This window comes from Paraburkholderia denitrificans (assembly GCF_042655705.1).
GTDB classification, from domain to species: domain Bacteria; phylum Pseudomonadota; class Gammaproteobacteria; order Burkholderiales; family Burkholderiaceae; genus Paraburkholderia; species Paraburkholderia denitrificans.
The window spans coordinates 73,509-96,494 of record NZ_JBHSMP010000008.1; the positions used below are offsets into that span (position 1 = coordinate 73,509).

Annotated in this window: 15 protein-coding genes; 7 read left to right on the plus strand and 8 right to left on the minus strand. The window is 66.2% G+C overall.

Annotated elements, in window-relative coordinates; all coding sequences use genetic code 11:
• Positions 1-135: 135 nt before the first annotated feature.
• From ACFPTO_RS05670 to ACFPTO_RS05685, 4 genes are all read left to right on the plus strand, one after another.
• Positions 136-999 (plus strand): IclR family transcriptional regulator, encoded by an 864-nt coding sequence (locus ACFPTO_RS05670; protein WP_377710045.1) that lies wholly within the window; start codon positions 136-138, stop codon positions 997-999.
• Between the two features lie 334 nt (positions 1,000-1,333).
• Positions 1,334-2,707, plus strand: a complete 1,374-nt coding sequence (locus ACFPTO_RS05675; protein WP_377710047.1) for an MdtA/MuxA family multidrug efflux RND transporter periplasmic adaptor subunit — start codon at positions 1,334-1,336, stop codon at positions 2,705-2,707.
• A 6-nt stretch (positions 2,708-2,713) separates the two neighbouring features.
• Positions 2,714-5,854 carry an MdtB/MuxB family multidrug efflux RND transporter permease subunit gene (locus ACFPTO_RS05680; RefSeq protein ID WP_377710049.1) on the plus strand — a complete coding sequence of 1,047 codons (3,141 nt, stop codon included), beginning with the start codon at positions 2,714-2,716 and terminating at the stop codon, positions 5,852-5,854.
• 4 nt (positions 5,855-5,858) lie between these two features.
• On the plus strand, positions 5,859-9,158 hold the full coding sequence (locus ACFPTO_RS05685; protein ID WP_377710051.1) for an efflux RND transporter permease subunit: 3,300 nt from the start codon (positions 5,859-5,861) through the stop codon (positions 9,156-9,158).
• Between the two features lie 65 nt (positions 9,159-9,223).
• Here the strand turns inward: ACFPTO_RS05685 and ACFPTO_RS05690 are convergent, their stop codons facing one another.
• Positions 9,224-9,787, minus strand: coding sequence for a peroxiredoxin (locus ACFPTO_RS05690; RefSeq protein ID WP_377710053.1), 564 nt, complete (start codon positions 9,785-9,787; stop codon positions 9,224-9,226).
• Between ACFPTO_RS05690 and ACFPTO_RS05695 the strand changes: the two genes are divergently transcribed.
• The 3 genes from ACFPTO_RS05695 to ACFPTO_RS05705 all read left to right on the plus strand — a co-directional run bounded on the left by ACFPTO_RS05695 (position 9,771) and on the right by ACFPTO_RS05705 (position 13,650).
• Positions 9,771-10,121 carry a hypothetical protein gene (locus ACFPTO_RS05695; RefSeq protein ID WP_377710054.1) on the plus strand — a complete coding sequence of 117 codons (351 nt, stop codon included), beginning with the start codon at positions 9,771-9,773 and terminating at the stop codon, positions 10,119-10,121. The two genes, ACFPTO_RS05690 and ACFPTO_RS05695, sit on opposite strands and share 17 nt — an antisense overlap.
• A gap of 142 nt (positions 10,122-10,263) precedes the next feature.
• The gene (locus ACFPTO_RS05700; protein WP_377710056.1) at positions 10,264-12,156 is read left to right on the plus strand and encodes a putative bifunctional diguanylate cyclase/phosphodiesterase; all 1,893 of its coding nucleotides are present in this window, start codon (positions 10,264-10,266) and stop codon (positions 12,154-12,156) included.
• A gap of 48 nt (positions 12,157-12,204) precedes the next feature.
• Entirely contained in the window at positions 12,205-13,650 is a 1,446-nt protein-coding gene (locus ACFPTO_RS05705; protein WP_377710100.1) for an HDOD domain-containing protein, read from the plus strand.
• 113 nt (positions 13,651-13,763) lie between these two features.
• Here ACFPTO_RS05705 and ACFPTO_RS05710 read toward each other — a convergent pair whose 3' ends face one another.
• The 7 genes from ACFPTO_RS05710 to ACFPTO_RS05740 all read right to left on the minus strand — a co-directional run bounded on the left by ACFPTO_RS05710 (position 13,764) and on the right by ACFPTO_RS05740 (position 22,824).
• Positions 13,764-15,101: an EAL and HDOD domain-containing protein gene (locus tag ACFPTO_RS05710; RefSeq protein ID WP_377710057.1), complete on the minus strand. Its 1,338-nt coding sequence runs from the start codon at positions 15,099-15,101 to the stop codon at positions 13,764-13,766.
• 410 nt (positions 15,102-15,511) lie between these two features.
• Positions 15,512-16,552: a succinylglutamate desuccinylase gene (gene astE / locus ACFPTO_RS05715; protein WP_377710058.1), complete on the minus strand. Its 1,041-nt coding sequence runs from the start codon at positions 16,550-16,552 to the stop codon at positions 15,512-15,514.
• Positions 16,536-17,876, minus strand: coding sequence for an N-succinylarginine dihydrolase (gene astB, locus ACFPTO_RS05720; RefSeq protein WP_377710101.1), 1,341 nt, complete (start codon positions 17,874-17,876; stop codon positions 16,536-16,538). Before astB ends, astE begins: the two co-directional genes overlap by 17 nt.
• 9 nt (positions 17,877-17,885) lie before the next feature.
• Positions 17,886-19,349: a succinylglutamate-semialdehyde dehydrogenase gene (gene astD, locus ACFPTO_RS05725; RefSeq protein ID WP_377710060.1), complete on the minus strand. Its 1,464-nt coding sequence runs from the start codon at positions 19,347-19,349 to the stop codon at positions 17,886-17,888.
• An 81-nt stretch (positions 19,350-19,430) separates the two neighbouring features.
• Positions 19,431-20,459: an arginine N-succinyltransferase gene (astA, locus tag ACFPTO_RS05730; RefSeq protein ID WP_377710061.1), complete on the minus strand. Its 1,029-nt coding sequence runs from the start codon at positions 20,457-20,459 to the stop codon at positions 19,431-19,433.
• Positions 20,456-21,571 carry an arginine/ornithine succinyltransferase subunit alpha gene (gene aruF / locus ACFPTO_RS05735; protein WP_377710062.1) on the minus strand — a complete coding sequence of 372 codons (1,116 nt, stop codon included), beginning with the start codon at positions 21,569-21,571 and terminating at the stop codon, positions 20,456-20,458. Before aruF ends, astA begins: the two co-directional genes overlap by 4 nt.
• Before the next feature lie 23 nt (positions 21,572-21,594).
• Positions 21,595-22,824 (minus strand): aspartate aminotransferase family protein, encoded by a 1,230-nt coding sequence (locus ACFPTO_RS05740; RefSeq protein WP_377710064.1) that lies wholly within the window; start codon positions 22,822-22,824, stop codon positions 21,595-21,597.
• Positions 22,825-22,986: the final 162 nt, after the last annotated feature.

Consider the following 22,986-nt stretch of genomic DNA (forward strand, 5'->3'; position numbering starts at 1 on the left):
TGACGAAATACCTCACAATATGACTCACCTTTCATCGGCGCCCGCCGTCTCGCCCACTGTCTCGCCCGCAGGCCGGACCGGGCAGCGAGATTGCAAATCGAAACGCCGTTTCAAAAAAACGCAGGCTCACCTGGCATGACTTCCCATATCGCCCCGCAAGCGCGCACCGAAACGATGCGCGACAAAGACAATGCAGCCGACGAAGTCACAGCGCTTGCGCGCGGCCTCGCCGTGATGCGCTGCATTGCCGCCGCCGACGCACCGCTCAGCAACCGCGAGCTGACCGAACTGACCGGCATCCCCAAACCCACGCTCTCGCGCCTCACCGGCACGCTCGTGAGTACAGGCTTTCTCGCGCGGCTGCCCGACAGCGAGCGCTTCGTGCTCGCCGCCGCCGTGCTTGAGCTGAGCAACGGTTTCCTGCGCAATTCCGACATCCGCAGCCGCGCGCGACCCTTCCTCACCCAATTCGCCGAACGCACCGCGCTGTCCGTGCACCTCACCGTGCGCGACCGGCTCGACATGGTCGTCATCGACGCGGTCCGGCCGCGTTCCGCCGTGCTCGTCTCGCGGCTCGAAGTCGGCTCGCGCATCGACATGAGCCGCACTGCCGTTGGCCGCGCGTACCTCGCGTCGCTGCCCCCCCGCGAGCGCGACGCGCTGATCGCCGCCCTACAGGCCGCAGCCGGCAACGACTGGGGGTTCTTCGGCAGCCGTCTCGACGCGGCCGTCGCCGAAACGGCCGCGCAGGGCTACAGCATCGCCATCGGCGAGTGGTACGAAGGTCTGAGCGCAATCGCGTGCACCTTCACAGGGCCGGACGGCGAGCGCTACGCGGTCAATTGCGTCGGCGCTTCGCAGCAGTGTCCGCGCGAGTGGCTCGTCACCCACGCCGTGCCGACGATGCAGGAGTGCATTGCCCGCATCGTCGCCGAAATCGGCGGCTCGGCATCCCCGGCATCCCCGCTATCCCCGCTATCCGTTATGGATCGAGCCTGACGAACCTCCCCTTACACTGCGGCTACAACAGGTGTAACCGCCGTAACGTCCTGAAAGATAGGCGACTGGACGCTGAAGGAGGCGCCGACTAGCATCATGCTTTTACAGCGCGGCCACCCCGGCCCGCGCACCGCCTGCCCCCCACTGCGGTTGCCTTTCGTCCGCCACGCGAGGCGCGCGCATCAAGTGCCCTTCAAGCGCGCGTCATCGCCGCCGCGCCTGACATTAACCTTACGCGCACTTCGCGTAGCATCGGCACACCGCAGCGGCGCATGCATGTGCGGCGCCGCACAAAACACCCGCTCAACCCGTCTGCACCGTACCGACCTGCCCGATGGATCACCAAGACAAGCACCCGGAACCGCCCCGTCGAGAAACGCCGTCCCCGTCAACTACCGCCTCTCCCGCCCCCCGCGGCCGTCGCGGCAAGCTCATCGTGATCGCCGTCGCCCTCGTCGTCGCCGGAATCGTGCTGGTGCGCTGGCAGCCGTGGAACAAGGCGCCGTCCGGCGCGGGCGGGGGCGCGGCCAGCAGCGCGCGCACGCGCCACGGCGGACCAGGCGCGATGGCGAACATGGCGCAGCCCGTGAGCGTGGCGAGCGCCGCGAACGGCGATATGCCGATCGTCATCACGGCGCTCGGCACGGTCACGCCGCTCGCGGGCATCACGGTGCGCACCCAGCTTTCCGGCACGCTGCAAGCCGTGAACTTCCAGGAAGGCCAGATGGTGAAACAGGGCGACGTGCTCGCCCAGATCGACCCGCGCCCGTACCAGATCTCGCTCGCGAACGCCGAAGGCCAGCTCGCGCGCGACCAGGCGCTGCTCGCCACCGCGAGGCTCGACCTGAAGCGCTATCAGACCCTGCTCGCGCAGGACTCGATCGCGAGCCAGCAGGTCGATACCCAGGCGTCGCTCGTGAAGCAGTACGAAGGCACCGTCAAGTCCGATCAGGCGAACATCGACACCTTCAAGCTCGATCTCACCTACGCACGCATCATCGCGCCGACGTCGGGCCGCGTCGGTCTGCGTCAGGTCGATGCGGGCAACTACGTGACGCCCGGCGACACGAACGGCATCGTCGTTCTCACGCAACTGCAGCCGATCAGCGTGATCTTCACGACCTCGGAAGACAACCTGCCGTCCATCCTCAAACAGCTCCACGCGGGCAAGAAGATGCCGGTCACCGCGTACGACCGCAGCAACACGACGCAGCTCGAAAACGGCTATCTGCAAACCATCGACAACCAGATCGACACCACCACGGGCACGGTCAAGCTGCGCGCGAATTTCCAGAACCCGGACCAGATGCTGTTTCCGAACCAGTTCGTGAACGCGCGCCTGCTCGTCGACACGATCCACAACGCGGTGATCGTGCCGACCTCGGCGGTGCTCAACGGCTCGCAGGGGCGCTACGTGTTCGTCGTGAAGCCCGATAACACCGTGACCGTGCGCGTCGTGAAGGTCGGCCCAGTCGACGGCGAGCGCACCAGCATCGCGTCGGGGCTCGCAGCGGGCGAGCGCATCGTGACGGACGGCTCGGACCGCCTGCGCGAAGGCTCGAAGATCACGATTCCCGCCGAGCATCCGAAGCATGCGAGCGGCGCGAGTGGTGCAAGCGGCGCGAAGGGCGCGTCCGGAGCAGCCGAAACCACCGCCGCCTCGGGCGCACACCGCGGCGACCACGCATCGCAAGCACAGGCGCAGTAAGCAAGCATGAATCCTTCCCGCGCCTTTATCCTGCGCCCGGTCGGCACCGCCCTCCTGATGGCGGCGATCATGCTGGTCGGCCTCGTCGCGCTGCGTTTTCTGCCGCTGTCCGCCCTGCCCGAAGTCGACTACCCGACGATCCAGGTGCAGACCTTCTACCCGGGCGCGAGTCCCGAAGTGATGACTTCGTCGGTGACCGCGCCGCTCGAGCGGCAATTCGGGCAGATGCCGTCGCTCAACCAGATGTCGTCGCAGAGTTCGGCGGGCTCGTCGGTGATCACGCTGCAGTTCAGCCTTGATCTGCCGCTCGACATCGCCGAGCAGGAAGTGCAGGCCGCCATCAACGCAGCCGGCAACCTGCTGCCCTCCGACCTGCCCGCGCCGCCGATCTACGCGAAAGTGAATCCCGCCGACGCGCCGATCCTCACGCTCGCGATCACCTCGAAAACATTGCCGCTCACCGGGATCCAGGATCTCGCCGATACGCGCCTCGCGCAGAAGATTTCGCAGGTGGCGGGCGTGGGCCTCGTGAGCCTCTCGGGCGGCCAGCGCCCGGCCGTGCGCATCCAGGCGAATCCGCGCGCGCTCGCGGCCTACGGCCTGAATCTCGACGATCTGCGCACGTCCATCTCGAACCTGAACGTCAACACGCCGAAGGGCAATTTCGACGGCCCGACGCGCGCCTACACGATCAACGCGAACGACCAGCTCACCGACGCCAACGCCTACCAGAACGCCGTCATCGCCTACCGCAACGGCCGCCCCGTCATGCTCACGGATGTCGCGAAGATCGTGCCGGGCGCGGAAAACACGAAGCTCGGCGCCTGGGTCAACAGCACGCCCGCGATCATCCTGAACGTGCAGCGCCAGCCGGGCGCGAACGTGATCCAGGTCGTGGACAACATCAAGGCGATCCTGCCGCAACTGCAGGAATCGCTGCCCGCGGCGCTCGACGTGCAGATCGTCACCGACCGTACGACGACCATTCGCGCCTCCGTGCGCGACGTGCAGTTCGAGCTGCTGATGTCCGTCGTGCTGGTAGTGCTCGTGATGTACCTGTTCCTCGCGACCATCTACGCGACCGTGATTCCGAGCCTCTCGGTGCCGCTCTCGCTGATCGGCACGCTCGCGGTGATGTATCTGTTCGGCTTCTCGCTCGATAACCTGTCGCTCATGGCGCTCACGATCGCGACCGGCTTCGTCGTCGACGACGCCATCGTCATGATCGAGAACATCGCGCGCTACGTGGAGGAAGGCGACAGCCCGCTCGAAGCGGCGCTGAAGGGTTCGAAGCAGATCGGCTTCACGATCATCTCGCTGACGGTTTCGCTGATCGCGGTGCTGATCCCGCTGCTCTTCATGGGCGACGTGGTGGGACGCCTGTTCCACGAATTCGCGATCACGCTCGCGGTGACCATCGTGATTTCGGCCATCGTGTCGCTCACGCTCGTGCCGATGCTGTGCGCGAAGATGCTGCGCCACACGCCGCCAGGAGAAACCCGCCGCTTCGAGGCGGGCGTGCACCGTTTCTTCGATTACGTGATCGGCCGCTACGGCGTCGCGCTTCAATGGGTGCTGAACCACCAGCGCATGACGCTCGTGGTCGCCGTGTTCACGCTCGTGCTCACGGCGCTGCTCTATGTCGTCGTGCCGAAGGGCTTTTTCCCCGTGCAGGACACCGGCGTGATCCAGGCGATCACACAGGCGCCGCAGTCGGTCTCGTACGCCTCGATGGCCGGGCGCCAGCAGGCGCTCGCCGCCGAGATCCTCAAAGACGACAACGTGGAGAGCCTCACCTCGTTCATCGGCGTGGACGGCACGAACATCACGCTCAACGGCGGGCGCATGCTGATCAACCTGAAGCCGCGCGACGACCGCAGCGAGACGGCCAGCGAAATCATCCGCACGCTGCAGGCGCGCGTGGCGCACATTCCGGGCGCGACGCTCTACATGCAGCCGGTGCAGGATCTCACGATCGACTCGACGGTGAGCCCGACGCAGTATCAGTTCATGCTCACCACGCCGAATATCGCCGACTTCACGACGTGGGTGCCGAAGCTCGTGCGCCGCCTCCAGCAGGTGCCCGAACTCGCCGACGTCGCGACCGACCTGCAGGACCAGGGCCAGTCGGTGTTCATCGAAATCGACCGTGCGAGCGCGGCGCGCTACGGCATCACGCCCGCCACCGTCGACAACGCGCTCTACGATGCGTTCGGCCAGCGCATCATTTCGACGATCTTCACGCAGTCGAACCAGTACCGCGTGATCCTCGAAGCCGATCCGCAATTGCAGCACTACACCGACGCGCTCAACGCGATCTATCTGCCCTCCTCGACCTCGACCACGGGCCAGGTGCCGCTCTCGGCCATCGCGAAGTTCCACGAGCGTTCCGCGCCGCTGCTCGTCACGCATCTCTCGCAGTTCCCGGCCACGACGATATCGTTCAACCTCGCGCCCGGCGCCTCGCTCGGCGCGGCCGTGAAGGCGATCCAGCAGGCCGAGCAGGACATCGGCCTGCCGGCCTCGTTCCAGACGCGCTTCCAGGGCGCGGCGCTCGCCTTCCAGGCATCGCTGTCGAACGAACTGTTCCTGATTCTCGCGGCCATCGTGACGATGTACATCGTGCTCGGCGTGCTGTACGAGAGCTTCATCCATCCGATCACGATTCTCTCGACGCTGCCCTCGGCCGGCATCGGCGCGCTGCTCGCGCTGATCCTCACGGGCCACGATCTCGACATCATCGGGATCATCGGCATCGTGCTGCTGATCGGCATCGTGAAGAAGAACGCGATCATGATGATCGACTTCGCACTCGAAGCCGAACGCCAGGAAGGCAAGCCGCCGCGCGAGGCGATCTATCAGGCGTGTCTGTTGCGCTTTCGCCCGATCATGATGACGACGATGGCGGCGCTCCTCGGCGCGCTGCCGCTCATCATCGGCAGCGGCGCGGGCTCGGAGCTGCGCCGGCCGCTCGGCATCGCGATTGCGGGCGGCCTGATCGTGAGCCAGGCGCTCACGCTCTTCACGACGCCCGTGATCTACCTCGCGTTCGACTCGATCGCTCGGCGCCTGCGGAACCGCTTCGGCGGCTCATCGGGGTCGCACGGGTCGCCAGCAGCGCCGCCGTCCTCGCCCGCGGAGCAATGACGCGATGAACCTGTCCCGCCCGTTCATCGCCCGCCCCGTCGCGACGACGCTGCTCGCGCTCGGCATCGCGCTCGCCGGCATCTTCGCGTTCACGAAGCTGCCCGTCGCGCCGCTGCCGCAGGTGGACTTCCCGACCATCTCCGTGCAGGCCGCGCTGCCCGGCGCGAGTCCCGAGACCGTGGCGACGAGCGTGGCGAGCCCGCTCGAGCGCCACCTCGGCAGCATCGCCGACGTCAGCGAAATGACCTCGCAGAGTTCGGTCGGCAACACCCGCATCACGTTGCAGTTCGGCCTGAACCGCGACATCGACGGCGCCGCGCGCGACGTGCAGGCCGCCATCAACGCGGCGCGCGCGGACCTGCCGACGAGCCTGCGGCAGAACCCGACCTACCACAAGGTCAATCCGGCCGACGCGCCGATCCTGATTCTCGCGCTCACTTCGCCCACGCTCTCGGCGGGCCAGCTCTACGATTCGGCGGCGACGGTGCTGCAGCAGTCGCTCTCGCAGGTCGACGGCGTGGGCGAAGTCGACGTGAGCGGCTCGGCGAATCCGGCCGTGCGCGTCGAACTGGAGCCGCACGCGCTGTTTCACTACGGCATCGGCCTCGAAGACGTGCGCGCGGCGCTCGCCTCGGCCAACGCGAACAGCCCGAAGGGCGACATCGAATTCGGCCCGCAGCGCTTCCAGCTCTACACCAACGATCAGGCGAGCAAGGCGGACCAGTACAAGGATCTCGTGATCGCCTACCGCAACGGCGCGGGCGTCAAGCTCGCGGACGTGGGCGAAGTGGTCGACTCCGTGGAAGACCTGCGCAACATCGGCCTTGCCAACGGCAAGCGCTCCGTGCTCGTGATCCTGTACCGCCAGCCCGGCGCGAACATCATCCAGACGGTGGACCGCGTGATCGCGCTGCTGCCGCGGCTGAAGGCGTCGCTGCCCGCCGATGTCGACGTGACGCCCACTTCGGACCGCTCGGTGACGATCCGCGCCTCGCTCAAGGACACGGAGCGCACGCTGATCATCGCCGTGGCGCTCGTCGTCATGGTCGTGTTCCTGTTCCTGCGCAACTGGCGCGCCACGCTCATTCCGAGCGTGGCCGTGCCGATCTCGATCATCGGCACCTTCGCGGCGATGTACCTCATGGGGTTCTCGCTCGACAATCTTTCGCTGATGGCGCTCACCATCGCGACCGGCTTCGTGGTCGACGACGCGATCGTTGTGCTCGAAAACATCTCGCGGCACATCGAGAACGGCGTGCCGCGCATGCAGGCCGCCCTGCTCGGCGCGCGCGAAGTGGGCTTCACGGTGCTGTCGATCAGCGTTTCGCTCGTCGCCGTGTTCCTGCCGATTCTGCTCATGGGCGGCATCGTCGGTCGGCTCTTTCGCGAGTTCGCACTCACGCTGTCGCTCGCCATCGCCGTCTCGCTCGCCGTCTCGCTCACGCTCACGCCGATGATGTGCTCGCGCCTGCTCGCACAGCCGCACGAACGGCAGGCCGAAGGGCGCTTCGCACAGTGGCTCGACCGCGGCTTCACGCGCATGCAGCGCGGCTACGAGCGCACGCTCGGCTGGGCGCTCGCGCATCCGTTCGTGATCCTGCTCACGCTGATCGCGACCATCGCGCTGAACGTCGCGCTCTACGTGATCGTGCCGAAGGGCTTTTTCCCGCAACAGGATACGGGGCGTCTGATTGGCGGCATCCAGGCCGATCAGTCCACGTCGTTCCAGGCGATGAAAGTGAAGTTCGCGGAAATGATGCGCATCGTGCAGGCCAATCCGGCCGTTGATTCGGTGGCGGGTTTTTCGGGCGGACGCGCCACCAACTCCGGCTTCATGTTCGTTTCGCTCAAGCCGAAGAGCGAGCGCAAGCTCTCCGCCGATCAGGTGATCGCGCAACTACGCGGCCCGCTCTCGCACGTGGCCGGCGCACGCACGTTCCTGCAGGCGGTGCAGGACATCCGCGTGGGCGGCCGGGCCTCGAACGCGCAATACCAGTTCACGCTGCTCTCCGACAATACGGCGGACCTCTACAAGTGGGGGCCGAAGCTCACCGAGGCACTGCAGGCGCGCCCCGAACTCGCCGACGTCAATTCGGACCAGCAGCAGGGCGGCCTCGAATCGCAGGTGAACATCGACCGCGCGAGCGCCGCGCGCCTGAAGATTACGCCCTCGCAGATCGACAACACGCTCTACGACGCGTTCGGCCAGCGCCAGGTCTCGACGATCTACAACCCGCTCAACCAGTACCACGTCGTGATGGAAGTCGCGCCGAAATACTGGCAGAGCCCGGACATGCTCAACGACATCTGGATCAGCACGGCCGGGGGCTCGGCGAGCGGCGCGCAGAGCACCAACGCGACGGCGGGCACGGTGAGCGGCCCGGTCACGAGCGCGCGCAGCGGCGGCACGGCGGCCACCACAGCGGCGAGCGCGGCCAGCATCGCCGCCGATTCCGCGCGCAATCTCGCGATCAATTCGATTGCGGCGAGCGGCAAGTCGAGTGCATCGTCGGGCTCGGCCGTCTCGACGGCGAAGGAAACGATGGTTCCGCTTTCGGCGATTGCCTCGTTCGGGCCCGGCACGACGCCGCTCTCCGTGAATCACCAGAGCCAGTTCGTCGCCTCGACGATCTCGTTCAACCTGCCGCCCGGCAAATCCCTCTCGGACGCAACCAAGGTCGTCTACGACACGATGGCGCAGATTGGTGTGCCGCCAACCATCCACGGCAGTTTCCAGGGCACCGCGCAGGCGTTCCAGCAGTCGCTCGATAACCAGCCGCTGCTGATCCTCGCCGCGCTCGCCGCCGTGTATATCGTGCTCGGCATCCTCTACGAGAGTTACATCCACCCGCTCACGATCCTCTCGACGCTGCCCTCGGCGGGCGTGGGCGCTCTGCTCGCGCTGCTGCTCTTCAATACCGAGTTCAGCATCATCGCGCTGATCGGCGTGATTCTGCTGATCGGCATCGTCAAGAAGAACGCGATCATGATGGTCGACTTCGCCATCGAGGCGTCGCGCCAGGGCCTCAATTCGCGCGACGCGATCTATCAGGCGTGCTCGCTGCGCTTTCGCCCGATCATGATGACGACCTGCGCGGCCCTGCTCGGCGCGCTGCCGCTCGCGTTCGGACGCGGCGAAGGCGCGGAGCTGCGCGCGCCGCTCGGCATCTCGATCGTCGGCGGGCTGATCGTGAGCCAGATGCTCACGCTCTATACGACGCCGGTCGTCTATCTATATATGGACCGGCTGCGGGTCTGGTGGGATCAGAAGCGCGGACGGCCCGCGCCTGCAGTGGCGAAGTAAGCGTCTGCGGCAGTCGGCTCGACAGTCTGCTGCATACGGAAAGGGCGGCCCGCGGGCCGCCAGGCTTACTGCTGCGAATGTTGCGCGCTCCACTCCTTCAAGGCGCGCAGGGTGTTCGCCACGTGCTGGTCGGGCGCGAGGCTCGTGTATTCATAGATGATCTTGCCGTCCGGCGCGATCACATAGGACACGCGGTTGGCCATGGCTGCGTGCATCGGCATCGAGGCGTCGTACGACTTGATGATCTTCGAGTCTTCGTCGGCGGCCACCGGGAACTTGCTGCGGCACTCGCTAACCGAGAACCTCGTCAGCGTCCCGATGTCGTCATGCGACACGCCAATTACCGTCGCGCCGTACTTCTTGTACTCGTCGACGGCTTCCGCGAATTCGTGTGCTTCGATCGTGCAACCCTTTGTAAAGGCCGCCGGATAGAAGTACAGCACCACCGGTCCTTTTTTCAATTCCGACGCGAGCGAATACGTGTAAGTCTTACCGCCTAATGAAGCCTGGGCCGTGAAGTCCGGCGCCGGGTCGCCAGGCTTCAGCGTGGCCTCGGCGCTGAGCGCATACAACCCGACCCCTGCGCTCATGAGCACTGCTGCACCTATCGCGATGAATCTGGATTTCATGTCGGTCATCCTTTCCATATGTCGTCAACTTCGCGCATGGCGCGTGCCCGCGCAGCCGACGATGGCGTCATTGGATCACACAATGATCGAACTCGCAGAAGGGCGCCACGCCGTCGCGCCACGCACCGGCATCGCCCGCATCGATGAAAATACCGGCGACCCAATGCCTCACCCGAGCGTCGCCTGCGTCCGCACGCCGCAGCCGTGCCCATGGCGCATTGCACGCCACGTCAGCGCGCCGCGCGGCGCTGCGCCGCCCCGCGCAAATCCGCATGAGCGTGCGCCACGCGGCACGCCCGAACGGTACGGCAGTGTTTTTCTTGCCATGCGCTAAAGATTTTCGTTTCGTGGTCGATAACTCGTTCTGATATGCGGTTTCAGCCAGATGTAAAATGCCCCGCGAGGTTCCCGGGGCGCCCGGCGAGCGACGCACGCGACAGACAGGCTGCATGGAATAAGGGTTGTCAGCGACAGACATGGAAGCAAACAGGATTACGGCATCCCGTCCGGGCCGGATGCGCACGGTCGTCGATCGGCTTCGCGCACTGGCCCGTCGCTCTGCCAGCGACCCGCTTGCACCCGTAGCCACCACCGCCCCGCCGCCCATGCACGAGCCGGCGAGTCCGCAGGCGCACGCGTATCCGGATGCCGCCTCGCGCGCATTCGAGGACACCGCAAGCGCGGTCGATTTCCTCGTTCATCTGGACCGCAACCTCCGCTTCCTCTACGTCTCCGATTCGAGCCTGCGCTTCGCCGGGTATCACCGCGAATATCTGCTCGGCGCCACCCTGCACGACATCGTCGCACCGGAGCACCAGTTGCGCCTCGACGCGCTGTTCGACCGCGCGACCATGACGGGCGCCGTCGAAAGAGACACGGTGCATCTCGTGAAAGCGCTCACCTACCCGCTCGCGGTCGAGTTGCGCGTACAACGAGCGTCCTACGCGGACAAGGACGGTTTCGCGGTCGCGGGTTTCGACGTGTCGACCTGGCAACGGGCCGAGCAGCGCCTCACGCATGCGCTGCACCACGATCTGCTGACCGGCCTGCCGAACCAGACGGCGCTCGGGCCCATACTCGAGCGCCTGCAAACCGAAGCCGACCTGCATGGCGCGCCTGTGGCGCTGCTCTTGCTCGACATCGACGATTATCAGCGCGTGAACCGCGCGCTCGGCTACGAAGCGGGCGACGAACTGCTGCGCGAAACGGCGCGGCGGCTCGGCCACCTCGCGCTACAGGGCGAGTTGATCGCACGCACGGGCAGCGACGAATTCGCGATCGTGATCGCGCCGCAGCCGCATACGGACCCGAGCGACGCGCGCGACGATGCCGAAACGCTCGCACGGCGGCTGCTCACCTCGATCCTGCAGCCGTACACGTTCCGCACCCAGCCGGTGCACTTGTCGGCCAGCATCGGCATTGCGTTCCATCCAGCCCTGCGCACGGTCGGCGACGACGCCGCGCAAACCGACAACACACCGTTGATCCGGCGCGCGGACCAGGCGCTGCAGCAGGCCAAGGCCGCGGGCGGCAACACGCTGATGCTGCATGTCCCCGACAACGATCCCACCGACGCCCAGCGCCTGAAGCTCGAATCCGATCTCTACGACGGCGTGCGCAACGGCGAGTTCTCGCTGCACTTCCAGCCCATTACGAGCAGCATGACCCTCGGCGTCGTGGGCGTGGAGGCGCTGATCCGCTGGCAGCATCCGTTGCACGGGCTCGTGCCGCCTTCGAAATTTATTCCGCTTGCCGAATCGGTCGGTCTGATTAATTATCTCGGCAACTGGGTGCTCAAGGCGGCCTGCATGCAATTGAAGCAGTGGGACGCGCAGGGCATTTCATTGCAGTACGTGGCGGTCAACGTGTCGCCGCAGCAGTTCCGCAACCCGCGATTCAAGGAAAGCGTGCAAGAAGCAATCGAGCTGTCCGGAGTCGAGCCCGACCGGCTCGTGTTCGAGATCACCGAAAGCCTGCTCATGCACGATCCCCTGCGCGCCAAGGCGCTGCTTGAAGAAATCACGGCGCTCGGCATCCGCTTCGCCGTCGACGATTTCGGCACCGGGTATTCGAGTCTTGCGTATCTGCAGCGCTTCCCGTTGTCGAAACTGAAAATCGATCGCAGCTTCGTCGAGAACCTGCTCACCTCGCGCAACGATCAGGCGATCGTCAACGCCGTGGTGGGCCTCGCGCGTACGCTCAATCTCGAACTCGTCGCCGAGGGCGTCGAAACCGAGGCGCAGCGCGATCTGCTCACGAAGATGGGCTGCGATCACATTCAGGGATGGCTTGTGTGCAAGGCGCTCCCCTCCGAGGAACTGGCGAAGCGCTTCGAAATGCGTACGCTCCATGTCCACGAGGTGCATTGATGGCAGTACACAACAAGACTGGGCTTTAGCGGAATTGACATGGTTCAGATGGTAAAGGCAGTCCTGCTCGACCGGCTGTGGGCGCGCATCAATGAGCGTGGCGACTTCCCCATGCTTTCGCAGTCGCTACGCACCACAGTCGCCGCAATGTCCAACGACGACTTCGACTTCAATGCGCTCGTGGGCGTCGTACTCTCCGACTTCGCACTGACGCAAAAGGTGCTGCGACTCGCGAATTCGGCCATGTACATGGCGTTCGGCGGCAACATCACGACGATCACGCGCGCGCTGATGGTGCTCGGCATGGATGCGGTCGGCCACCTCGTGGTGGGCCTGAAAATCGTCGACCACTTCCATCACAGCGCGCCGCGCCGCATCGACGCAAAGCTCGAACTGAACCGCACCGTGCTCTCGGGCTGCGTGGCGCGCAAGCTCACGGAAAACGGCGACATGCGCGCGGGCGAAGAAGCAGTGGTCTGCACGCTGATGCGCCAGGTGGGCAAGCTGCTCGCCGTGTTCTACCTCGAAGCCGAGTGGGACCAGATCCGCCACCAGTGCGACCAGGGCGCAACCGAGGACGACGCGTGCCTCGAGGTGCTCGGCGTCACGTTCGACGAACTCGGCCGCGAGGCCGCGACGCGCTGGCGCCTGCCCGAAATGATCCGCGAAGGCATGGGCGACTACGATCCCCAGGAAAACGAATCGCGCCAGGGGCAGTGGCTGCGCGCGATCACGAACTATTCGAGCGAGGTTGCGCGCGTGCTCACCACGGCGCACCTCACCGAAGAAGAGCGGGAATCCAACATTACCGATCTCGCGCAGGTCTACGGCCGCGCACTGTCCACCGATGCCGACTTGCTCGCGCAGATGAGCCTCGCTCTCGCGAAGGAAGAGGCCAACGGCGGCGTCATGCACGAAATCAACGAATTGCACGCGAACGCCGACGCCATCGCGCGCGAATCGCTCAACGTCGAAGCGCGCATTGCGGCAGGCGTGGTCGACTTGCGCGCGTTGCCGCCCGACAGCCCGTTCAGCACGGCGCTCACGCTCGCGAACGAGACGGTGCTGGCCGGACTCGGTTTTGCGCGCACGGTCGTGTTCGTGCGCCAGGGCGCAGACGTGTTCGCGGCGCAACGCGGCTTCGGCCCCGGCATCGAAAGCATGCTGCCGAAACTGCGCTTCAGCGCCGCATTCCAGCCCGACGTGTTCCATCTGGCAATCGCCAATTCGGTCGGTATCTTCATCGAGGACGCGCATGCGCCGAAGATGATCTCCCGGCTGCCGGGCTGGTACCGCTCGACGTTCGACGATGCTCGCGCGTTCGTGCTGTTGCCGGTCGGCGTGCGGGGCGAACGGCCGGTGGCCCTCCTCTACGGCGACTGGCTCGACACGCAGGAACCGCGGCGGATTTCACAGACCGAAATGAACGCGCTCAATGAGCTCGCCTACGAACTCGCGCGCTTTCTCGCACGCAGTTCGGCCGACACGGCCTGAGCCGTTCAATCGTAAAGAGGCGGCCGCGAGCGCGCGTCCGCCTGCCGAAAAAAAGCGGCGCCGTGCGCCGCCCTTCCTCTTGCCGCTGCTGCCGTGTCCACGGCCTTCCAGCCTCAATCCTCGATGCGTTCGAGTCCCTGGGATTCGGCGTCGCGATCGGCCATGCCCGCCCACTCGGCTGCCGTGAGTGCGATTGCCGCCGCCTCGCTCGGAGCGAACGGCGCGAGCGGCGCGCACGCTGCGTCGAGACGCGCCCAGTCGCCGCGCTCGAGCGCCTCCATCACGTTCAGCAACTGACCGAGCGAGCCCTCCCGGTTCACGATGGCTGCGCGAATCGGGCGCGCAATCGACAGCAGGTCGATGGTTTCGTCGATCGGGCCGCCGAACACGGCATCGACGCACGAGAATACGCCCGCGAGAAAAGCCGCTTCCTGCTCGGCAATCCGCGCTTTTGGCAAGCGCATCGCCGCGATTTCCAGGAACCGCGCGCGCGTGGCCGCGAGTTGCAGCAGTGGATCGTCTTCGAGCGACACCTTGCGGCCGTCGGCATAAAGCAGCAACTGCGTCCAGCGTTGCAGGCGGTCCGTGCCCGTCGCGTTGATTGCCTCGCGCAGTGTGGTCACTTTATGTCCGATGCCGAAGCTCGTCGAATTCGCGAGCCGCATGATGTGCATCACGAGTATCGGATTGAGCTTCAACTCGGTTTCGAGTTGCGCGACAGTCGGATCGGATGCGAGCAGTTGCAGCAGACTCAGGAGCGCGTGGCGCGGCGCGCTCACGCGGCGTGCGCCTGCGTGCGATTGCGCGAAGAAATAGCCCTGGAAGCGGTCGAAGCCGAGCGCGCGCGCGCGCTCGAAGTCCTCCAGGCTTTCCACGCCCATCGCGACGAGCAGCTTGCCCGCCGCCTTCATCACGCCCGCCAGCTTCGGCAGCATGTCCGGCGCGATCCCGTGGAGATCGATCTTGACCGCCTCGACGTACGGCAGCAGCTTCGCGAACGAGTCGTCCGGCTCCGTGACGTGATCGAGCAAAAAACGGAAGCGGCGCCCGTGCAGCTGGACGAGGCGCGCGATGAGCGCCGGATCGCATTCGAGATCGCACGGCAGCTCGAACATCACGCGATCGGGACGCAGGAGCAGCAGCCCATCGTCGAAAAGAATTTCGCGCGTGACGTCCAGCCAGCCGCGATGCCCGGTCAACGCCGCGCGCACGGGCTGCGCCGCAAACGCCTTGGCCAGCGCCGCGCCCGGACGGCCCGGTTTGTCCTGGTTTTCGCGCGGGTCGCGCGGGTCGCGCAGATCGATTACGCGCGGCACCATCTCGAAGGCACACAAGATGCCGTCGCGATCCAGCACGGGTTGACGACCGAAATAGACTTCGTACTGCGGTGCCGGCGGCTTTTCTCCCGCAGCGCCTGGCATGGGCGGCCGATCTGCGTCGTTGTTGCTCATGGGATCCCCCGCGACACGCCGCACATTTGCCGGCGCATGGTTCTCGAATTCGTTTGCACCGCGCCCACGCTCCATGCACGCCGGCGGACACTCATTCTCTGGATTCTATCCTGACGCATTGTACGGGCATAGGCGGATCAAGGCGGGAGGGTGTCAGTTCTGGACAACTTTCAGGCGCGTGCGTTTGCGCAAATTGTTGCGTAAATGCCAGGCCGATCCGTGCACCGCTGCACACTCGATAGCGAGAAATCCGGCCTGCTTGATTCGGCATCCGAAAGGCCGCATGTGTGCCGCGCGGCGCAAACCACCCGAAAGCATGCACGCGCAACGAACAAAAATCGTGCGCGACAATGTCACGGCATGCGGAATGTGTATCGGAACGGCGCGCCGCGACAGCGCGCCGAGTTGCGTCAGGCAAGTGCGGCCAGCGTCTCGTCGCTCGTTTCGACAACGAGCAGACCCGCGCGCAATCCGGGCTTCACGGTGGGATTGGGAAACACGATGCGCTCTTCGTCGTGGCCGACCACGTAGCGATAGTCGCCGTCGTTCGCGAGCACGGTGCCGCGTGCGAACGGCGTGAAATTCGGCACGTCGGCGGCGACGTGCAATTCGAACGCATCGCTGCGCTTCGTGATCTGGCCGATTACCGTGAACACGCGCGGCATGGGTGCGCGCGCATCGGGCGCCACACCCGCGACGAGACGGCGGACCGCGGCGTCCGCAGCCGCGAAGCGCGCGAGGTCGTTGTGGCCGAACGGCTGCACCTTGCCGAGTTCGAGCGTGCACGACGTGGCGCCGCACCGGTCGGCCGTCAACGATGAATACGTTGGGCCCTGTTCCGTGTGGATCAGCACGCAGGGGATGCGCGCGTCGGCCAGCCACGCGAACAACGCACGCGACGGCGGCTCGCCCGTGTACGGCACGAGCGCGAACTGCTCGAACGCCGAGGCGCGGATGGCCGTGTGCAAGTCGAGATGCCAGCGCACGTGCGGCTCCTTCGATGCCGCCGCGAAAAAGCGCTGCGCGTGGGCTTCGAGCGCAGCGGCCCGCTGCCCTTCCCGGCTGCAGCCCGCACTCGCATGGCGGCCGCCGAACAGGCGGTTCAGATCGTCGTCGAGATAGCGCCGCGCCGCGCGCATCGCGTCCACGTTGCCGAGCACCACGAGCAGGCGGCAAGCGAGCGCCGCGCGTCCCGCCGCGAGATCGGCGACATGTTGCGACAGCAGTTCGATCGGCGCCGTTTCGTCGCCGTGGATGCCCGCCGAGAGCAGCACGCTGCGCGTTCCTGCATCCACATGCGCAGGCTCGATCAGCAGCACGCCATCATCGATCCATTGCCAGCGTGCGCCATTCGCACATGTGCCCTGTGCGGCGTCCACGCTCGCAGGCCGCGAGCCCGCCAGCGTATAGCCGAGGAAATCCGCGAGTAACACGTCAGCGCTGGAAGTCATAAAGCGAGCCGAGACCGAGAATCTGTGTGAGTTCGTCGAGCGCCGTGCGCGACTCGACCAGCAGCATCGGGTCGGTCAGATCCTGCGGCGCAAGACGGTCGCGATAGTGCTTTTCGACCCACGCGTCGAGACGCGTGAAAAGCGCGTCGTTGATCCATACGCCGGGCAGCACAGCCGCACGCTCGGCATCGCTGAGCACGACGCGCAGACGCAGGCACGCGGGACCGCCGCCATTCTTCATGCTCTCGCGCAGATCGAACACCAGCACTTCGTCAATCGGTCCGCGCTTCGCAGCCAGTTCGTCGAGGTACGCCGCCACGCGCGGATTTTCGCGGCATTCGCCCGGCACGACCAGAATCTGCGAGCCATCCGCGCGGCTCAGCAACTGGCTGTTGAAGAGATACGACGTCACGGCATCCGCCACGCTCACCTGCGCATCGGGCACCTCGATCACGTCCAGCAGCGCGCCGTGCTTCGCCAGCTTCGCGTGCAGTTCGTCATACACGCTTTTCCGATCGACGAATGCGCGCTCGTGGCAGAACAGCGTGCTGCGATTGCCCACCGCGATCACATCGTTATGGAACACGCCCGCGTCGATCACGTCCGGGCTCTGCTGCGCGAACACCATCGCGTTTTCGGCGAGGCCGTGGCGCTGCGCCACCGCGCGGCTCGCCTCGAATGTCTGTCGCGCGGGGAAGCGCTTCGGCTCCGGTCCGCGGCGATACTCGCTACGTCCGTAGACGAAGAATTCCACGCCGCGCTCGCCGTACTGCGAGCAAAAACGCGTGTGATTCGCCGCCCCCTCGTCGCCGAGCGCAGGCGTGCCCGGCAGCGCGTCATGCACCGCGAAATGCGCCGGATCCGCGAATATCGCGCCCAGCGTGCGGTGGGTCGCCTCGTGCTCGATGGCGCGATGCAGCTTGCTGCACAGATTCGCGGGCGTGAAGTGGACGCGGTGATCGGGCGTGTCGGCGGACGGGCTCACGGTCGCCGCATTCGCGGTCCACATCGCCGATGCCGAACTCGCCGCCGCGAGCAATTCGGGCGCCTCTTTCGCGGCCTTCGCGATGGCTTCGGCATCCTTGCCGCCAAAGCCAAGCTCGCGCAGGAGCCGCATCGAGGGGCGCTCCTGCGGCGGCAGCACGCCCTGGGCGAAGCCGAGGTCGGCGAGCCGCTTCATCTTCAGCAGTCCCTGGCGCGCCGCCGCTTTCGGATTCGCGACGGACCGCTCGTTGTTCTGCGACGCCACGTTGCCGAACGAAAGACCGGCGTAGTTGTGCGTCGGGCCGACGAGTCCGTCGAAGTTCGCTTCAAGGGTTTGCATCATCGATCCTCAGAAGTGAAGGCCCGGCGAAACGCTCGCGGGCATCTGCAGTTGTGCGCTCTCCACCGACGCCATCGGGTACGCGCAATAGTCGGCGGCGTAATACGCGCTCGGACGGTGATTGCCGGAGCGGCCGGTGCCGCCGAACGGCGCGCCGCTCGACGCGCCATTGGTCGGGCGGTTCCAGTTCACGATGCCCGCCCGGATCTCGCGCGTAAAGCGCTTCCAGAGCGCTTCGTCGTCGGCGAGCAGGCCCGCCGAAAGACCGTATGCCGTGTCGTTGGCTTGCGCGATTGCATCGCCAAAGCCTGCGTAGCGGATCACCTGTGCGAGCGGCCCGAAGTGCTCTTCGTCGGGCCGGTCGGCCACGCCGGTGACATCGAGAATAGCGGGGCTCACGAAACCGAGCAAAGGGTCGCGCTGCGTCATCGGCAGCAGCGCGCGCGCGCCGCGTTCGAGCAGCAACGACTGCGCCGTGACGAGCTTCGCCGCCGCACGCGACGAAATCACGGCGCCCATGAACGGCTGCGGATCGGCGTCGTATTCGCCCACGGCAATGCGCGCGCTGACCTCGACGAAGCGTTCGAGAAAGCGGTCGCCGAACGGGCCGGTCGGCACGAGGATGCGGCGCGCGCAGGTACAGCGCTGCCCCGCCGAAAGAAACGCCGACTGGATCGCGTGATGCACGGCAGCATCGATATCTTCGAGTTCGGCGACGACGAGCGGGTTATTCCCGCCCATCTCGAGCGCGAGCACGATCTCGGGACGGCCGCCGAACTGGCGATGCAGCAGCGTGCCCGTATCCGAGCTGCCCGTGAAAAACAGGCCGTCGATCTGGCGGTGGTTCGCGAGCGCAATGCCGGTGTCGCGCTCGCCTTGCACGAGGTTCAGCACCCCGGCGGGCAAACCGGCTTCGCGCCAGATCTCGACGGTTACGCGCGCAACGTCCGGCGCGAGTTCGGATGGCTTGAACACGACGGTGTTACCGGCGATCAGCGCGGGCACGATGTGCCCGTTCGGCAGATGCCCCGGAAAGTTGTACGGCCCGAACACGGCGACGACGCCATGCGGACGATGGCGCAGCACGGCGACGCCGTCCGCCATCGGCGTGCGCTTTTCGCCCGTGCGCTCGCCATACGCGGCGATCGAGATGCCGACCTTCGCGGCCATCGACGCCGCTTCAGTGCGCGCTTCCCAGAGCGGCTTGCCAGTTTCGCGGCCGATCGCCTGCGCGAGCCGCTCCTTGCGTTCGGTCACGAGCGCCGCGAAACGGCGGACGATTTCGCAGCGCGTTTCGAACGGCGTCTGCGACCATTCGCCGAACGCGCGGCGCGCGGCCTCTACGGCGCGCTCGACATCGCCCGCCGACGCGGCATTGCCGCTCCACACCACCGCGCCCGTGCCGGGATTGCGCGAGGCAAACGCGGGACCCGTGGCCGCACACCACTGCCCGTCGATAAAAAGCTCGTTCATGGTCATCCTTGTCGATTCACGGTGCACGCGCAGTGCCCACTTCAGCGCCTGCCGCGCTCACCTGTCGGTTGCTATCGGTTGCTATTGATGTTTGTGTGCGGCGCCGAGCACGCGCACGGGTTCGCCCGCCGCGACATTCAGGGCCGCCGCCTCCTGGGCGTTCAGTACGAACACGCCGTCATGCACGACGCCCGCTGCGGCACCCACGCGGAAGTCGCCGAGCGACGTGTTCGAAACGAGCGAGCGCACACTGGACGCCGTATCGTGCGCGCCGATCTCCACCGGCACGACGACGCTCTCGCGCACGGTGCGCAAATCGGCGATGTGGCATTCGAGCACCGGACCTGCGTCGAAGATATCGACGTGATTCTCATAGCGCAGACCCTCCGCTTCGAGCATCCTGCGCGCCGGAATCGTGTCGGCGTGCGTGAGGCCCACGCAGGCCTGCGCCTCCTCGGGCAGCAACTCCACGTACACCGGATGGCGCGGCATCAGTTCCGCGAGAAACGCTTTGCGGCCATGCGAACTCAGATAATCGGCGGCGTTGAAGTCGATTTGATAGAAATGCGAACCGACCGCGCGCCAGAACGGCGACGTGCCTTCCGCGTCGAAGTGACCGCGCAGCTCCGCGCAGAGGCGCTCGGGAAAGTGATCGCGAAACTGCGCGATAAACATGAAGCGCGAGCGCGACAGCAACCCGCCCACGCCCGACGTGCGATAGCGCGGCGAGAGGAACAGCGAGCACACCTCCGCGTAACCCGTGAGATCGTGCGAGATGTTCAGCGCGCGCATGCGCGTCCAGATGCCGAGATCCTGGCTCGCGTGGACCACCGTGCTCACGCGATAGTTGTAGAACGGCTGCTGCAGGCCCACCGCTGTTTCGATGCCGCACACGCCCGCCACGTCGCCCGTCGCGGTGTCTTCCATCACGAACAGATAACCCGCCTCATGCGGCGCGGCCTCGCCCGCGAGCGTGCGCCGCGTTCGCGCGATGCGCGCCATCAGCGCGTCGCGATCCGGCTTGAACGTGGTGAGGCCGGGACCGGTTTCCTGGGCGAGCGCGACTAGCGCGTCCACATCGCCCGTCTGCACGACGCGAACCACGATCATTGCGTTTCTCCCATCGACTGATCTTCTGTTTCCGGCGTCTCGCGCCGCAGCGGCGCACAGCGCACGAGGTCGCCGTCCTGCACGTCGAGCGCCGCACGCGCGGCGCTGTCGAGCGGCGCCACGCCGCGCGCGGCGTGGTGAGGCGCGCCGTGATGATGGCCGCCTTCAGGCAGCGGCGGCAAAGTCGTGAGCACGCAGCGGAATTCGCCGCCGCGCTGGCTCGCCACCATGTACGACGCGCCCCCTGCTGCGCTCGCCGAAGTGCCCACGGCCTCGCGCACCACGCGGCTCTCGTTGGCCGCCACCGAGGTCGTGCGATCGACCTGCGCGGTCAGCACGGGACCCGCATCGAAGATATCGACATAACGATCCGGCTCGAAGCCCTCTTCCAGATGGATATCGTAGGCAAGCAGCGCACTTGTGTCCGGCTCCCCCAGCACGCGCTGCGCGGACTCGGGCAAGAGCGGCACGTAGATCGGATACGCGGGCATCACTTCGGCGATGAACGTGCGGCTGCGCCCGCCCGACGCCATTTCGATGTCCTTGAAATCGCGCCCGAAGAACTTGCGCCCCACCGCTTCCCAGAATGGCGACACGCCCGCCTCGTCGGTGACGCCGAGCAACAGCGTAAACACGTCGGGCGTGAAGCGCCGCCGGTTCATCGCCACGTACATCATGCGGGCGCGCGATACGAGGTGCGCGGCAGCGTCGCCGCGCAACGACGGGTCGATATAGAAGCCCGCGAGGCGGCTCTTGCCGGTCAGTTCGTGCGACATCTGCAATGCGTGAATCTTGCGGTTCACGTGCAGCTCGCGCGACGCGTGAATCAGCGCATCGTTGCGAAACGCGTAGAACGGCTCAGCGTAGCCCGCCGCCGCGATAAGGCTCGATGTGCCGACGAGCCGTCCCGTCGCCGCGTCTTCGAGCACGAAGAGATAGAACTCTTCGCCCGGAAAATCGACTTCGGCGCGAAACGAGTCCTCGGACAGCGCGATGCGCGCTTCCAGCGCCGCGCGGTCATGCGGGAGCGAATGCAGCACGGGCTGCGCGGTGCGCGCCATGTGCGCGATGGCATCGAGATCGGCCAGCCTGGCCGGGCGAACGAAAAGCATCGTCGGTCCTCGGTCTTGAGCTGTCATGCGCGCGCGGCCGCGGCGCCGATCACGTCCTCGAACGCCTGTTCGAGGCGCGCGAAACCCTCGGCCAGATCGGCTTCGGGGATGATGAGCGAAGGCGCGAAACGCAGCACGTCCGGGCCCGCGATCAGCATCATCACGCCGCGGTTCGCCGCAGCCGAGAGAAAGTCCTTCGCACGGCCTGCAAAGCGCGGCGTCAGTTCCGCGCCGATCAGAAGACCTTTGCCGCGCACGTCGCTGAACACGTCGAAGCGTTCGTGCAGCTTCGCGAGCTTCGCGCGGATAATCTCGCCGCGCGCACGCACGCCCGCCAACACCGCCGGATCGCTCACGAGATCGACCACCTTGCCCGCAATCGCCGCGCCGAGCGGATTGCCGCCGTACGTCGTGCCGTGCACACCGACCTTGAAATGCGCGGCGATGGGTTCGGTCGTGAGCATCACGCCAATCGGAAAGCCGTTGCCGAGCGCCTTCGCGGAGGTCAGGATATCGGGCGTCACACCCGTGTCCTGGTAGGCGTAGAAGTGGCCCGTGCGGCCCACGCCCGTTTGCACTTCATCGAAAATCAGCAGCGCGCCGTGCGCATCGCACGCTTCGCGCAGCGCGCGCAGGAACGCCGGATCGGCGGGGATCACGCCGCCCTCGCCCTGCACCGGCTCGACGATCACCGCGCAGGTTTGCGCGCCGATCGCGGCGCGCGCAGCCTCGATATCGTTGTACGGCAGATGGCGGATGCCGCCGGGCACCGGGCCGAAGCCTTCCGAATACTTCGGCTGGCCGCCCACGCTCACCGTGAACAGCGTGCGGCCATGGAACGACTGCGCGAAGGAAATGATTTCATACTTCTGCTCACCGAACCGCTCGACGGCGGCGCGGCGCGCGAGCTTGAGCGCGGCCTCGTTGGCCTCGGCACCGGAGTTCGCGAAGAACGCGCGGTCGGCGAACGTCAGTGCTTCGAGCTTCTTCGCGAGGCGCAGCACCGGCTCGTTCGTGTAGCCGTTGCCGATGTGCCAGAGCTGGCTGCCCTGCTCATTGAGTACGCGCAAGAGTTCCGGATGTGCGTGACCGAGCGCCGTCACGGCGATGCCGCCCGCGAAGTCGATGTAATCGCGGCCTTCGGTGTCCCACACGCGCGAGCCGAGGCCGCGGCTGGGCACGAACGGCGCTGGCGCGAAGCACGGCACCATCACTTCGTCGAAAGTCTGGCGGGTCACACTCTGCTCGTTCATGACGGATCCTCTCTGGCTCGGAATTTGGACGGTGCGCACACGGGCGAGCGCCCGGCGCGTGGATGACAGGTGCAGTGTAGGCAACTGCGCGGCAAACGTCTTGCGTGTGCGCGACGCGTTCTTTCGCTGTATGCACCTGCCGGGGGCGCAGATTGCGCAAAT